We start from the raw sequence: 15,023 nt of genomic DNA, 5'->3' as shown, positions 1-15,023 counted from the left end.
AATGATGAGATTATGAAGCAGGCAGGAAAGCAAATAAGCTACTCATTAAAAAAATATTCTACATAGCCTTGGCTAGAAGCGCGAGGTGAGATGTTCGTATCTTTTGGTAAAGAAAGGAGCCAAAAGCGGGAAGCAGTAGCAAAAGATTTGTATCGTTTAGAGAGAAAGGAAACAAAAGTGGGAAGCAGTAGCAAAAGGTTTGTATCGTTTAGGGAGAATGGAGCCAAAAGTGGGAAGCAGAAACAAGAGATTTGTATCGTTTAGAAAAAAACGAAACAAAAGTGGAAAATATGTAACATTTTCTTTTATATATACACTTACATAATGAACCCTCTCGAAAGGAGGTACGTAATTGGATGAGTTTAAGCAGTTGTACATCAAATATGAAAAACAGATTTATAGATATTTGTTCTTCTTATCTGGAAACAAATTCATTGCGGAAGAATTAACGCAGGAAACATTTCTGAGAGCCTTTAAATCTATTTACAGTTTCAAAGGTCGCAGCAAACTATCTACCTGGCTTTTTCAAATTGCCAAATATACCTTTTACAACTATTTGAAGAAACATAAGAATGTGAATGTGCAAAGTGCTGCTGATATCTCTGCCTTAGAGAACGACCTTTCCAATAAGGAAACCCCAGAGGATATCTATTTAAAGAAAGAAAATGCAATGAATCTGTTAACTGCAATCAAGAAACTAAAGAAACCGCAGCAGGATGTCGTTATCTTGCGTCTGTACAGCGAATTGAGCTTCAAAGAAATTGGGGAAATCATGAACCAGTCGGATAAGTGGGCAAGGGTGAATTTTTACAGAGCGAAAAATAGACTCGTTTCAATGATCAATGGAGGTGATGCAGATGAATAAATGTGAAATTGTGAAGGATTTAATTCCGATGTATGTTGAAAAGCTTACAAGTGAAGACAGTAATCAGTTTATTGAAGAGCATCTTCACTTTTGTGATGAAGATTGCAGCCATTTTCTTAAAAATGCTGAACGTGATTTGCCTATGGATGAATTCCCTGATGAAGAACAGGATGACAGGAAGCTGATGAAAGGTGTGAAACGGAGAATCAATAATATGATAATGATGGCTATTTTAATCGGTATTCTCATTGGGCTAGTCATTTCCTTAAGATTCTTTAGTCTTGGATTAGTTGCCATCGTCGCATTTCTGATATTTACCGGGTTTCAGATTTATTTTATGAACAAATACTATGAATCGAAAAATAAGAAGGAGGATAAAAAGTGATGGATTGGGGTTTGTTTAATTTAGGCAGTCTCATACTTGGACTTGTTGCTTGGACACTTCCAGTTATTAATCTCGTGCGATATAAAAACAATGACTACAGGAATTGGGGCGTACTTGCCGTTATCAGCATCAGTGCCTGTGCGATATCGCTATATTTCCAAATAGTCTATGATTATCATCTGGTAGAGATTGAGGATTGGTCTGCTTTAATGGACACAAGCGGGGCGGTGGTTCGGGTAGGAGGAGTGCTTCTGATCGGAACACTTTTATTGAATGCTATTACAGTGATTGTATGTCTTGACAGATCAGCAAAATAGATATAAAAATAGCGCCCGGGCCGCTGTAACCAAGTTTGCGAAAGTCATGAAAAAAATTGAGCTCAATTAGTACCTTAAAAACACGTTCACGAGTGAGATGGTGAACGTGTTTTTAAGGTGTTTAATGTAGAAATATAATAGAATAATTGTAATATTATGTTAAAATAGATAGAGATTGTAATAAGAAGGAAATGGAGTTTTATTTTTCTCTTTTTAACTTTTATACTAATCATTTTTTCTATTATATTGTTTTTATTAGGCTAAGTGTATTAAATGAGAATGGATATACAATTGCTATTTATTGATTTTCTTCTAACGCCGTATTAGTACCATATAAAGTAACTTAAACAAGCAACCAATACACAAAAATTCAGCTATACGAAGGAGAATATATATGTTAAAAGAAACATTTCATATTGCTGTACCAACTGCATTTTTTGACGACGAATCATTAAATGTTCAGGGAACCATCGAATATATAAACCATCTGTATAAACAAGGAATCAAGTCTGTTCTTGTCTCAGGATCCACTGGAGAACAGCATAGTCTGAACCTTAGAGAAAAGATTGAATTAGTAAAAAGTTTGGAAGTAGAATGCGATTTGATGAATAATATGGAAATTATCTTTGGTGTATCGTCAATCAGACAAAAAGAGGCTGAAGAACTTGCGATGGCTATCTCCAATACTAAAATATCAGGCATTTTGCTTGGCTATTCACCATATGTGTTACCAACGCAGGAAGAGGCTTTGGTTTATACAAAAACCATTATTAACTATAGTAATAAACCAACTATTTTATATAATAATCCGAAAAGAACTGGATTTGATTTATCGGTAACAAGTATTGCTGAATTAAGTAGCATAGATTTAGTTGTTGGATTGAAAGAAGCCGGTGATAAAGCAAAAATCAGATTACTAAAAAAAGAGATTAACAGGAACAATTTTCATTACTATGCTGGTGGAGAACTAGAATTAGAGGAGAAAGTATTACAGGGATTTGACCGTCTTTCTTCCATTGCTGGGAACATTTCTCCCTTAGAAATCCGTAACTATTTTCAAAAATTGCTTGTGAAAGAAACGATTTCTGAACAGGAAAGAGCAAATATAGAAGTAATTTTTCAACAAGTTAATCAAGGATCACCTATAGTTAATCTAAAGAAAGTACTGAATCAAAATGGGTTTAAGATGGGAGTTTGCAGAAAGCCTATTGGTAATGTTTAATTAGATAGATTTAGTGATGACTGAATTTACAATTATCAAACATAGAAATTATGAAAATTATTATCCTAATTAAAGGACGGTGTTCCATAGATGTGGAAGTATTTTATAAGTTCGATATCAAAAGAGTATACATTCCGGCCCCCAGCATCAAACCGGGAAATAAGTCAAATTAGTGAGAAACTAAATGTAGTATTACATAAAAAGTTGCTGGAATTATATAGCGAAACCAATGGGATTTTTGATAGTTTCGACTGTCCTTTAATATGGTCAACTTCACGAGTAGTGGAGGATAATTTATTTTTTAGAAACTTTGATGACTATAAAGATATTTATATGCCATTTGATCACTTATTATTTTTTGCAGATGACGGGTGTGGTGACCTATTTGGCTATAAAATATTAAACGGAAGTATTCAAACAGAGGATATTTATGTATGGAATCATGAAGATGACAGTAGGACGTGGGTTGCTTCGTCATTAGAAAAATTTGTGGAAGGTTGGATTACTGGGGAAATTACTACATAGCTAAGGCTATTTCGTTCACAACAGGGGGGATAAAGTCATTATGTACGTTTTCTTAACCATCATTTCAATTTTTGCTGGAATATCTCTTATAGGTCTAATAGTCGCTTTTACTTACGATATCTTAAGAAATAAAAAACATTCGTATTCTTGGTTTATTTTAGTAATGCTCATTTTTATTTTGTATATGGCATGTAAACCATTACTTGAATATTTTTAAACTAAATATCCATAGGTGATGTAATGTTAAATAAAGGGGGAGATGATAGTGAAAAACTTCAAATGTTCGCACGATTCCTACAAGATGGAAGCTGATCATAGCGCTGATCCTTTGTGGTGCTCAATGTGTGGCTTTAATCTGGAAATTAATGATTTCCCTCTTTCACAACGATTGAAAACTGATTTAATGGAATGGATTGTTGAATATGGCGACATATTGGAACAGTCGGATTGGGGCGAAAAAATAACGGATGATACTGCTATTTTAATTAAGTCTCATAATGAAAAAGGAATCCGTTTGCACCAAAAATTGAAAGAGGAACTTGGAGATGGATATAAGGTAAGTTATGTACATACATCACTCTGAAACAATAACTATGCCAATTACTAGTTTCATCAAAATTTCTTTGATATAGATAAGGTGCAATTCTGCAGCAATACGGCAAGAGGCAGAAGGATGTTTGATAAAAGATGATTAGAGGAAGTGTTCATTATTTTTAAATATTTCTCTATGTTATGTGCAGTGACAGGGATTATATTGTCTAACACGTTCTATTTGGTATTGTTCATCTGGGCGTTAGGCTGTGTATTCGGTGTATTAAGTATTAAGAAAAAGAGAAATTTCTTGGGAATGTCATCTTTAATTGTAAATGGTCTTGCACTATCACTTGGTCTTTTAATCCTTCTTTTTATTTTCATTGTTATTATCATTGGGGAGCTTTATATTTGGAAATATTATTGAATTTGATGCAGATGCAGCGTCTAATAGAAGTAAATTTTCCAAAGTGAAATAATAGCGAAAGAGGTGCTATGGGGTGATCGTTTTGAATAAGGTGTTTGATGTTTTTAAGAACATGTTCTTAGATTTAGTTGCTATGGGTAAGGGGTATATAGAAAATGAACCAATTTAACGGAATAATCTTAGAAGGTAATTCTAACGCTGGAAAAACTTCTGTATTAAAATCGTTAAAGAAATTGCAGGCTAACGATGATGATGCTGAACGAAGTGTTGTTATTCTGAGTGAACATTATTCTCAAGTTTTACATAGAGTCAATGGAGAAATAACAGCACTAAACCGAAGAGAACATTTATCACTTCTTCAAGATCGAACGTTGATGTTAACAAAATTAAATGAATGGGCAAGAGAACTTGGGCAAGTGCAACGTTCCAAAGGTATATTTTTTATTTTAGAAAGGTTTCATTTAAATCATAGAGTAGCATTTTCTGATTCTGAAGTGAATGAAATGAAACAAATAGAAGCACAGTTGCTTGCTATGGGTGCAAAGTGTGTGCTGCTTACAATATCTCCTGATTACATAGAGAATAGGTTGAGAAGCAGACATCCTGAAGAATGGATTGGAAAATCGGAAGCCGAAATAAAAATGGCATGTGATTTATTTAGTAAACAACAAGAAGAATTTAGACAACAAGCGACTGACTCCGTTATTCCGACTATAGAAATAAATACTGATACTGGAGACTGGGATTCCTGTGCGAGACAAATTTACTTTTTCGAGAACAAGATAAAGTAATGACATGGATGCCTGACTTTTTAAGTGATAAGTAAAATATTTTAGTTTAATAGAAGGATGTTATAGTTTTTTTCGATTTTAAGAAAAGGAGCTTTTTTGATATGAAAAGAATAACTGTTTCTCTCCTGCTCTTCCTATTTCTAGTTACATGTAGTCAAAGTGATATTAGGCATAATCAAGATTTGGAAGATACCACTTATTCAATTGTAGAGGATAAAAATGAAAGTGTGATCAGGCTCTCATCATTGACAACGTTTGATTGGGAAAAAGCATTCCTTTTCTCACCGTATAGCCCACAAGAAATGATAGAGGAACAATTAGATGTTGATTTCAAAGATCCGAGTGATCTAGATATGAGAGATGATATTTATCTTTTAGTTTTCCTAAACAAAGGTAAAGTTGTTCAATATGCTGAAATAGAACGGCAGGATGCTGATTTTTCAATTGAGGGAAATCTTACGCCATCTAATGACGGCATAAATATTGAGAGGTATTAGTAATGTAACTTTCTTTGTTTGTAATCAAGAGGAACTTAGGTAGCACCTAAAGGATAACGGGTGTATTGGTGTAACCACACCAGAAATCGAAGAAATAAACACAAGGTGGGATTAGAGATGATTGGTATACTTAACATTGGCAGTATGGTGATAGGACTAATCGCTTGGATACTTCCTATTTTTAATCTTTCTCGTGATAAGAATAACGATTAATATAATTGGATTATCCTTGTAATGGTTAACATGAGTGCTTGTGCTATTTCTCTGTTGTTCCAGGTGTTCAATAGTTATAATCGTGTAAAGACTGAGGACTGGTCCGCTCTCATTGATATAACAGGTGCCAGTGTGTCTGTTTCGGCAGTTCTTCTTGTAGGTACTATTATTCTAAATGGGATTACTGTAATGGTGTATCGGAATAGCTAGCTAAAAACTACTTGCTAAAATCATGGTATTAGGAAATTCAGTTATTTTTGAAATAATTCGAACAGACGTTTTTTATCATTCCATCAGAAACGGAAACATACCAGTAGGGTTTCTAGATTCTTTTTTTTTAATAAGAAAGGAAATCCAGGGTTATGCGAAACCAATGAACTGTAAAAAACGTATTAATATATAATCTTTGGCGAACGAAAATGTAATTAATGACACGAAAAAACGAGGGGAGAAGCAAATGGATAGCAGAATAAAAGAATTAATCGATGTTTCAAAAAAGAAATTTGGTCTGGATCACTACTATTTAAAAAGACATGGACTGGATCGGTATACAGACATAATTGGTGAGACGGTATATACATTAACGATGGAATGGTTTCCCGAACATGTAGATGAACCGGATATTGAATCCAATCCGGAGGGCGCAGCAGTAATTGAAATCAATCTTTATTCTCATAAGTTTATTCGTGCTATTTTTGTCATGGATAAAACATATGCAACAAATGGGATTAGCTTTGCAGATCTTTCAACAGCTGACATTATACAATGGCTGGATGAGGAAACTGGATTAACGTATGGGAGCCAATTACAGCTTCAAAAAGAAGAGCAAGGAAGACTGTTACTGAAAGAAGTGATCGATGGGGTAGCTGTTTCTCCGTCTGGCTCTGTTGAAATAAAATTTGATCAAGATGGAAAGCTGACTTTCTATGCAGTACATGGCCAATTTCCGGCTAAGAAGATGATAAAAAAAGAGCCATATACACTATCTTTTGAGAAAGTCGAACATCTGGCGAAGGAACAATTGAAGTTGATTGAATTTCCCTCCCATGAGCAACAAAAATTCATTCCTGTATACGCGGTAGAAGAGATTTATGTAACGAATGATCAAATGACGACGATTCCGTTTGAATTTATCGTGGATGTAAACTCCTACATAAAAATAGACAAAAGCCTTATTTTGGATGAGCCAATTAACGATCCGTTTGAAAGAAAAGAGATTAGTTGGACAGAAAAAGTAACAGTAGAACAAGCATTTTCAAATGAGCCAAGCCCTGATTCTTACCCTATTTCCTATAAGGAGCAAGCGGCGTGTGAACAGGCAGTCAAAGACTTTTTACGTCAAGAGTATCCTGATGACTCCGGAAATTGGATGCTGAAAACATTACATCGTGACAAAGGGTATATCCATGCAACATTGCGGACGAATAGACAGGACAACCGGGTGTTTCAAAGAAAACTTATGGTTGTAATCGATGCCGCCAGCTTGCAAGCAGTAAATTACATGGATAACCAGCCGATGCTGGAGATGATGGATGCATTTCAAGCGCCGGATGAAGTGACGGTGGATAAGGAAGAAGCATATAAAAAATTGATAGAATTAATGGTGTTAGAGCCTTTTTATGTGTATGACTTTGAACAAAAACAATATGTGCTGTGCGGAAAATTAGATTGTCATTATGGGGTAAATGCAAGCAGCGGAAATGTTATTAAGCTAAATGATTTGTAGAGAATGTAGTACTTACTCCTAAAGTCCAAGGATAGAGCTTTGAAAGCAATCAATCAAGTAAACGGGGGCTTCCTTATGGAATATTATGTTAGTATAGATGTATAAAGTTGTTTCGTAAGGAGTAATGTCAGGTGAGTGGGAAAAGTGAATTAAGTGATTTATTATCAAGAAAAGTGATAGCAGCTACCATTTCGGGTTCATTATTTGCTATCATGCTGGGCTTAGCAGATCCTAATCCATTCAGTAAAATTAGATCGGTGGGTCAATATTTTCAAGATGCAGCAATAGCAGTTCCGGCATATCTTATGTACAGTTTTCCCGTTATCCTTGTGTACGCCACAATAACGTCTGTGATAAGCGATTATATCGCCTATTGGTTAGCTGCTCACACAAGGGAAAATTTGAAGATATATTTTTTGTTAACATTCCATGTTCTTTTTGGTTTGATTTTACTTTGGTACAGCTTGTTTGCGTCTATATTGTATTTCATCACGGATTATGTGTTGATGAAGAAGGATATTTATAAGTGGAATCATGCTGTGAAAAGCTTTTGGATTCCCATTTTAGTGTGGGTATTTTTTATAGGGACTACATATGTTATCGGCTGGTTTGAGTGAGTCGTAAAATTTGTGAAGACATACAGACAACGTACGAAACGAATACTTGGGAATACAGAAATTGATCTTGAAGAGCTTAAAATAAATCAAATTTCACTCAAAGGTTATATTGTCATAAAAGGGTGAGGAACTATGGAATTCAATATTTGGATGTATGTTACGGTTTATATCGCTCAGTTAATTGGTGCATTTTTAGCGTTAGCCATTTTCTCTTCTGTTTTTATTGAAAGTAGAAAAAGAGGCTATTTGTATCTTGCAAGTATATGTGTAGGTATGATTAATGCATTAATATTAGGGTTTAGTGCTTCAACTGTTATGGGGATCGGTATGTTGATCATTAACGTCTGTTTACTCGTTGTTGCTTACTTTGATACAAAGAAAAAGATGAATAAGTTTCTTTATAGAGATTAACACAATTAAAGAGAATTAATAGATAGATTGACATAGCTAGGCGAGACGCATATAAACAAGTAAATTAGGCTTCACATTCCTAAATTTTTTGGAAAAGTGATAGCCTAATTTTTCTTGAATTCGATTTTCATTGTGATGATGTTATTCTTGTACTCTTTTTATAACTCCATTAACATTTAATGAAATTAACTTAGTTAATGGAAGTTTTTCTATTTATAAAGGAATAAAAAGTTAGGAGCTGAGTGTGTGATGATTAAAGGAATATATGAGCTTGTTAGCGAAGAACAGTTGAAAAAGTATGCAGAGCTTGCTGTACGAGCTGGTGTAAATGTGCAAAAGAATCAATTAGTGATTATTCATAGTGACATAAAAAATGTAACGTTTGCACGTCTAATCCAAACGGCAGCCTATGAGGCGGGGGCTTCAAATGTGGTTATGGATTGGACAGATGAACAGTCTACCAAAGAATTTTATTTAAATGCAGCAGATGATGCTATCGATCACTTTCCCGACTGGCAGAGTGCTCGCTTTAAGGAATGGGACGATGCGGGTGCTGCTTACATCCATATTATTTCTGAAAACTTAGATGTCTTTAAGGATGTTTCCACAGAACGGATAAGCCGCTTTCAAAAGGCCTCTCGCACCAAGTTGAAGGATTATTACGCAAAGATTAGATCCCACGAGGTACGCTGGTGTCTTCTAGCTGTCCCGTACTTCACATGGGCAACTAAAGTATTTCCTCACTTAAGTAAAGAAGAAGCCCTGCAATCGTTATGGCAATTAATCTTACGTGGAGCTCGGGCAGATGGAAAAAATCCTATAAAAGACTGGGAAAATCATGACAGAGCCTTCGAGTCACGGAAAAAGTTTCTAAACGACAGCCAGTTTGAAGCCCTGCATTTTACAAATAGCCGAGGAACTGATTTATTAGTCGGTATGCCTAAAAATCACTTCTTTATCGGCGGGGGTGTTATAGATAAAAAGGGAATACCGTTCTTTCCGAACATTCCCACGGAGGAAATATTTTCTGCTCCCCATAAAAATGAGGTGAATGGCAAACTAGTAGCCACTAAACCGCTTATCTATGGGGGAAGTGTCATCGATGATTTTTACCTAACCTTTAATGAGGGACGGATTACTGCCTATTATGCCGCCACTGGGCAAGAAGCGTTACAAAGTCTCATCGAAACAGACGAAGGTTCACATTATCTAGGTGAAATTGCCTTGGTCTCTAACAATTCTCCTCTTTCTCAGGCGGATACGCTCTTTTACAACACCTTGTTTGATGAAAATACGGCCTGCCATATTGGAATCGGAAACGCCTCCCCTTCCAACCTTCAAAATGGCAGCAACCTATCGGTGAAAGAGTTGAAGGAGGCAGGACTTAATACTTCCCTCCTGTTAGTCAATGTGGCCTTTGGTACCGAAGATATGAAAGTAGTGGGTATTAAAGAAGGTGGAACTGAAGTCCTATTAATGAAAGATGGTGATTTCCAATTCTAAAATGGAACGAAAAAACTTAAATATGCGGCCAATTATAAAGGGGGCATAACAAAACTAGAAAGAGATTACTTTATTTTACAACCGATAAATGCTGAGGAAGAAACAGACTACCATTATAATAAATTCTATTTTACTAAAGTTATAAAAATAGCGGGAAAAGGAAGCACTATTGATGACCTGGAAGAAAGGCAGCGAGTAAAAGTTTGGATAGAGAAAACGAAAGGTCGCTTGGTTGCAAATAAAATTACTTTGATGGAAAAGTAATTAATCATTCTAATAATGTTATTGCGATTGGATCCCATAGAAAACAAGAATCTCAAATGATGAGGTTCTTGTTTTTTATTGAAACGTTTTAGTGTTGTTTTGAGTCTAATTATTGAAGCGAAGGGAGGAAAATATGTCGGAGCAGCAGATGATTAAGAAGGCAAAAAGGGGAAATGATAAAGCTTTTCAAGAATTGATTCAAAAAGAGAAAAACAAGCTTTACCGTATGGCCTATATGTATGTTAAAAACGAAAATGATGCTTTAGATATTGTGCAGGAAACCATATACAAAGCGTACATATCAATGAAAAAATTAAAGGAAAATCAATATTTCTCGACCTGGTTAACTCGAATTCTGATTAACAATGCCTTGGATTTTATAAAGAAAAACAAGCGAGTCATACCTATTGAAGAAATGGAAGGACTCCACACAACCGAAGTTTATCAGGTAGAAGATCACATCGACCTGGTTGATGCGATTAATCACTGCAAGACCAGTATAAAACAGTTGTAATCCTTAGGTATTATCAGGATTTTACGGTAAAACAAATTGCAGAAACGTTGCATTGCCCGGAAGGAACGGTAAAGACTCATTTGCACCGGGCCATTAAACAGTTAAAAATGTATTTAAAGGAGGAAAGTATTCAATGAACAATGACTTTCCGAATTTTAAGAAGGATATCGATCAAATAGAAATTCCCGAAAAGAAATTGAATCTTGCGGTAGAAAGTGCGATAAAACAAGGGAAAAGAAAAAAATGGAGTCTGGGCAAAAAAATAACCTATTTATGCAGTGCTGCCGTCATATTCATTTCACTGTTAATGGGCTCTACTTTTGTTTCTCCCATCATGGCAAAAGTTATGTCAAATGTCCCTTTACTGAATCAAATTTTGCAAAGTATGGATCAAACGGAAGATAGGAAAGAAATGTTAAATGAATTCTATAGCAAGGTAAGTGAAACATTAAACAAAAATTATGAAGGTGTAGTTAGTGTTTCCTTGTCCAGAATGTTCACCTACGATCCACCTGAAATCAATATTGGGGCTGAGAATAAAACATTCGAACAAGATTACGGAGAGGAAATAAAACGAGTGATTAATGATTTAGCCGACTCGTTCCACATTGACGAAGTAAAAATTTCAATAGAAGTACAAAACAACGATTTTGCTGATATAAGCAAAGAGGACAAAGAAGAAATGGAACTTTCCGAACAATTATTTAATATAGCTGAAGAAGTATTGCAACAAAAGGGATATAAACTTGGAATGATGAGTGTTGATGCTGAAAATCCAATTCTGCAAATTGAAGTTAGAGATACCCAGCAACAATTTAATAAAGAAAAGGATGATGTTGAAAGTCTTGTACATGATGCGATTTATAATAAAACAGATTTAGAATATGAAGTTGAAATCACTGGACGAAGCGAGGCAGAAATAAGAGATCAGAACTGGCAGCCGATTTTTAGTTCGGTTATGGATGAGGTAAATAAACAATATAGTGAGATGAACGGATTTGCTTATTCCTTCCATCCAGAACCACTCCAAATTATTTTGAAGACTTCTTTGTCAGATGGAGAACAAGCTAAAAAACTGGCGGAAGAAATTGCGAAATACGCAAGGGAAGTAATAGAAGTAAAAAGAGATACTTTAACAGTCGAAAAAATACCTTATAAAATTATGATCAGAAACAAAGAACAAGATAATCTTTATGAGATATTATATAAATAAATCCACTTAATTAGTTATTGTGACAGATAGAGACAACATTCAAATGATAGGAATGTTGTTTCTATCTTTTGTCGGTAAACAAAGGAGATTTATAGTTTAAAAAAAGATAGCGATAGTGCGCTGAAGGTGGTGGTCACTCCGTTATTCCCTAACTCCAATAAATAGTGAAAGGCAAATGGGAGTGATAGTTTGTCTGTATATGAAGCGTTAGTTTTAAGGAGCAGTTTCTCTGGTCTTATAGTGCTGATTATGAAGGACAAAGAATAAACCCCCCCACTAAAATCAACTTTTTTAGTAAGGTGGCATAACCAAGTTACGTTATGAGGGGGAGTAAGTAATCTAGCCCTTCATCATGACTGTCACTTAAACCCAAACTCACCAAACAAACTTAGACTGATAATATTTCTTGAACGCCTTCGAAAAACTGTATGGATCTGGATACCCAAGCATGCTTGCGATTTCCTGGACCGAATATTGCTTGCTGTACAATAATTCGCGAGCCCGGTTCATTTTTAATTGATAGGTATAGCGACCCGGGGTCACACCAAGTGCTTGCTTGAAATAAGAGATGAAATATTTCTCTGACATACTTGCTATATTAGCAAGTTCCCCAACTGTCAGTGTTTGATGGAGGTGCTCATGAGCGTAATCAAATACAGGCTGCAGCTTATCCAAGTATTTGGTCAGCTTCTGATCGGTGGCGTTTTGGATAAATTTCCCTCGATATTGATGCCGGCTATACTGCTCCATAATCTTGGCGATCAGAATCGTCAAAGCTCCTTTTAAACGCATCTGTGACATGGCTGCATTTCGTTTATATTGATCATACGCATTCAAAAAAAGATAATGTTCCTCCTTTACAAGCTCATTTTTAAAAATTCCTGCTAGCTGAAAATTGTCCAGGATCCGAAGATGATCGCCAAGACTGACGTCAAAATGAGTGAAAATAAATGTGCAACTTTCACTTGGAGTTGTTGCGGTATAAGCAACCTTTGGACTAAAAAGAATCAAATCTCCCTTTGAAGCGATATGAACCTCATCTTGTATCCGAATTTCTACTTGCCCTTCTTGAATACACCATAAGTCATAATCTTTATACTGTCTTCTTTCTATCCAGCTGTTTGGATGTTCGACTTCGCTGCAGGAATTGATCCGAACCGTAACAAGTTCTGAAAGCTCATTAAATATATTTAAACTATCCATCCCTGAAATCATCCTCATACTTTTCGACATATTACTTTCTGTTCATTATAGCACATGAATTTTTAATGGATAGATAATCTTACTATTTGACATGAAGTTCTTACTTTCTTGCATGTTATTTATTGAATCCGCTTTCTATAATGGTACATAACAAATGATTTGGAGGGGATTTAAATGACGACTCAGGAACCTAAGGTAGTGGTGATAGGAGCAGGCAGCTTGTTCTTTGGCCGCCAGTGTATTTGGCAAATGGTACATTCCGAGCATCTAAATAAAGGAACATTGGCTTTAGTAGATACAAATGAAGAGCGGTTGAATAAACTGGTCAACTTAGCTCAAATGGTGGTCGATGAAAATCAGGTAGATTTGAACATTGAAGGATCAGTGGACCGCAAAGAAGTGCTGCATGATGCCGATTTTGTCGTACTTAGTTTTGCTGTAGATACGGTGAAATACAGAGGCATAGACTGTGAGATTTCTGAGAAATATGGAATCAGAATGTGTTCCGGTGATACGATCGGTCCGGGTGGTATTTTCCGGGCGATGCGCGAACTACCGATGATTATGGAGTGCGCTAAAGATATTGAAATAATTTGTCCGGAAGCCTGGGTGATTAATTATATTAACCCGTCGACAGTGAATGGCATGGCATTGAAAAAATATGCACCAAATTTAAAGACGTTTGCTTTGTGTGATTCGCATCATATGCCGCATAAGAAGATCATTTATGCGGAACGAGCAGGGATCATTAATAAAAAAAGCGAGTATACCGAAGAAATCGATCGTAAATTCGATGTACGTATAGCGGGAGTCAATCACTTCACATGGCTGTTAAAGGCGGAGTATGAAGGGGAGGATGTTCTTTCTGTGATTGCGAAATCATTGAAACGTTCTGCAGAGACAGAAACAGTAGGTGGTGACACAGGTGCCAAGACGCTCTTCAATGATGCGATCAGCTATGAATTATATGATATTTTTGGCTATGTACCAACTTGTACAGCACATACAAAGGAATATGTTCCTTATTGGCAAGGACTTGGCAAGCTGGAAGATCCAATACCACCATTGTCGATTTGGGAAACAGAAGACCGTTATCAGCGTCATGATGAGATGTGGCAGCAGATTGATCAGTTCTTAAGTGGTGAAACGCCAATAAGTGAATTCATGGACACATTTGGCCCGGACCATGCAACCGATATTATTGAAAATATGGTGGGAGGATTAGGAAAACCCTTCTACATTAACACGGTCAATCACGGCGCTGTCTCCAATATGAACGATGATTCCTTCCTGGAATTGCTATGTGAAGTGACGATGGATGGAGTAAAGCCTCTGCCTGTTGGCGAGATGCCTCGCGGAATTCGCGGCATGCAGGAGGTGGTATTAGACACGCATGAATTAACAGCGGAAGCCGTTGTAGAAGGAGATCGTGACAAGCTTAGAATGGCGATGTTGACGGATCCACTTGTTCATTCGATTGCAGACGCGGATCAGATTATTGAAGAACTTTTGGTGTTGGAGAAGGATATGATACCTGAGCAGTGGTATGAGAAGGGGCTGGTGTAAGTTGGATTATTAAAAAATCAAATTGATGTGAAAAACAGAAGAGTCAAGCGGGATTGGCCGCGTTGTCAAATGAATAAACCAAGAAGCGTCTTAGGTCAAGAAACATCTAGTGTGTTTTCCTGACCTAATTATCTCTTGGTACATTCTCATTTTTTCACAAGTTAGTGGATAGATAGAGTGCTATAATTGGACTTTATTACGTCATATCGAACGTGTATCGTCCATTTCCAGCG

17 protein-coding genes are annotated in these 15,023 nt (G+C 36.1%); 16 read left to right on the top strand and 1 reads right to left on the bottom strand.

Translation table 11 applies throughout. The features are described 5' to 3' along the window. Positions 1–352 precede the first annotated feature (352 nt). The 15 genes from MUN88_RS00990 to MUN88_RS00925 all read left to right on the top strand — a co-directional run bounded on the left by MUN88_RS00990 (position 353) and on the right by MUN88_RS00925 (position 12,021). Positions 353–865, top strand: coding sequence for an RNA polymerase sigma factor (locus tag MUN88_RS00990; protein WP_244719799.1), 513 nt, complete (start codon positions 353–355; stop codon positions 863–865). Beyond that, entirely contained in the window at positions 858–1,250 is a 393-nt protein-coding gene (locus MUN88_RS00985) for a zf-HC2 domain-containing protein (protein ID WP_244719796.1), read from the top strand. Before MUN88_RS00990 ends, MUN88_RS00985 begins: the two co-directional genes overlap by 8 nt. Next, entirely contained in the window at positions 1,250–1,567 is a 318-nt protein-coding gene (locus MUN88_RS00980) for a hypothetical protein (protein ID WP_244724263.1), read from the top strand. The genes MUN88_RS00985 and MUN88_RS00980 overlap by 1 nt, the downstream gene beginning before the upstream one ends. 394 nt (positions 1,568–1,961) lie before the next feature. Next, positions 1,962–2,789, top strand: a complete 828-nt coding sequence (locus MUN88_RS00975; RefSeq protein ID WP_244719793.1) for a dihydrodipicolinate synthase family protein — start codon at positions 1,962–1,964, stop codon at positions 2,787–2,789. Positions 2,790–2,879: 90 nt separating this feature from the next. After that, positions 2,880–3,314, top strand: coding sequence for an SMI1/KNR4 family protein (locus MUN88_RS00970; protein ID WP_244719791.1), 435 nt, complete (start codon positions 2,880–2,882; stop codon positions 3,312–3,314). A gap of 265 nt (positions 3,315–3,579) precedes the next feature. Further along, positions 3,580–3,897 (top strand): immunity protein CdiI family protein, encoded by a 318-nt coding sequence (locus MUN88_RS00965; protein WP_244719788.1) that lies wholly within the window; start codon positions 3,580–3,582, stop codon positions 3,895–3,897. A 530-nt stretch (positions 3,898–4,427) separates the two neighbouring features. Continuing rightward, a complete protein-coding gene (locus MUN88_RS00960) occupies positions 4,428–5,063 on the top strand; it encodes a hypothetical protein (RefSeq protein WP_244719786.1) in 636 nt (211 codons plus the stop codon). A gap of 101 nt (positions 5,064–5,164) precedes the next feature. Continuing rightward, positions 5,165–5,560, top strand: coding sequence for a hypothetical protein (locus tag MUN88_RS00955; RefSeq protein ID WP_244719784.1), 396 nt, complete (start codon positions 5,165–5,167; stop codon positions 5,558–5,560). A 670-nt stretch (positions 5,561–6,230) separates the two neighbouring features. Then, the gene (locus MUN88_RS00950) at positions 6,231–7,499 is read left to right on the top strand and encodes a hypothetical protein (RefSeq protein WP_244719782.1); all 1,269 of its coding nucleotides are present in this window, start codon (positions 6,231–6,233) and stop codon (positions 7,497–7,499) included. Positions 7,500–7,630: 131 nt separating this feature from the next. Then, on the top strand, positions 7,631–8,116 hold the full coding sequence (locus MUN88_RS00945; RefSeq protein ID WP_244719780.1) for a hypothetical protein: 486 nt from the start codon (positions 7,631–7,633) through the stop codon (positions 8,114–8,116). Positions 8,117–8,248: 132 nt separating this feature from the next. Then, positions 8,249–8,527 carry a hypothetical protein gene (locus MUN88_RS00940; protein ID WP_244719778.1) on the top strand — a complete coding sequence of 93 codons (279 nt, stop codon included), beginning with the start codon at positions 8,249–8,251 and terminating at the stop codon, positions 8,525–8,527. A gap of 249 nt (positions 8,528–8,776) precedes the next feature. Beyond that, positions 8,777–10,030 carry an aminopeptidase gene (locus MUN88_RS00935; RefSeq protein ID WP_244724260.1) on the top strand — a complete coding sequence of 418 codons (1,254 nt, stop codon included), beginning with the start codon at positions 8,777–8,779 and terminating at the stop codon, positions 10,028–10,030. Positions 10,031–10,427: 397 nt separating this feature from the next. Then, complete coding sequence (locus tag MUN88_RS00930) at positions 10,428–10,808, top strand: sigma-70 family RNA polymerase sigma factor (RefSeq protein WP_369809926.1); 381 nt, start codon at positions 10,428–10,430, stop codon at positions 10,806–10,808. After that, on the top strand, positions 10,781–10,945 hold the full coding sequence (locus MUN88_RS21765; protein ID WP_369809972.1) for an RNA polymerase sigma factor: 165 nt from the start codon (positions 10,781–10,783) through the stop codon (positions 10,943–10,945). The genes MUN88_RS00930 and MUN88_RS21765 overlap by 28 nt, the downstream gene beginning before the upstream one ends. Continuing rightward, a complete protein-coding gene (locus tag MUN88_RS00925) occupies positions 10,942–12,021 on the top strand; it encodes a DUF4179 domain-containing protein (RefSeq protein ID WP_244719776.1) in 1,080 nt (359 codons plus the stop codon). Before MUN88_RS21765 ends, MUN88_RS00925 begins: the two co-directional genes overlap by 4 nt. A gap of 375 nt (positions 12,022–12,396) precedes the next feature. Here the strand turns inward: MUN88_RS00925 and MUN88_RS00920 are convergent, their stop codons facing one another. Next, the gene (locus tag MUN88_RS00920; RefSeq protein ID WP_244719774.1) at positions 12,397–13,224 is read right to left on the bottom strand and encodes an AraC family transcriptional regulator; all 828 of its coding nucleotides are present in this window, start codon (positions 13,222–13,224) and stop codon (positions 12,397–12,399) included. A 174-nt stretch (positions 13,225–13,398) separates the two neighbouring features. Here MUN88_RS00920 and MUN88_RS00915 point away from each other — a divergent pair, with 174 nt between their 5' ends. Further along, complete coding sequence (locus tag MUN88_RS00915; protein ID WP_244719772.1) at positions 13,399–14,790, top strand: family 4 glycosyl hydrolase; 1,392 nt, start codon at positions 13,399–13,401, stop codon at positions 14,788–14,790. Positions 14,791–15,023 lie beyond the last annotated feature (233 nt).

Origin of the sequence: Gracilibacillus caseinilyticus (assembly GCF_022919115.1) — a bacterium.
GTDB classification, from domain to species: Bacteria; Bacillota; Bacilli; order Bacillales; family Amphibacillaceae; genus Gracilibacillus; species Gracilibacillus caseinilyticus.
Note: the sequence above shows the minus strand (reverse complement) of the source record. Positions and strands in the feature narration are given on the sequence as shown.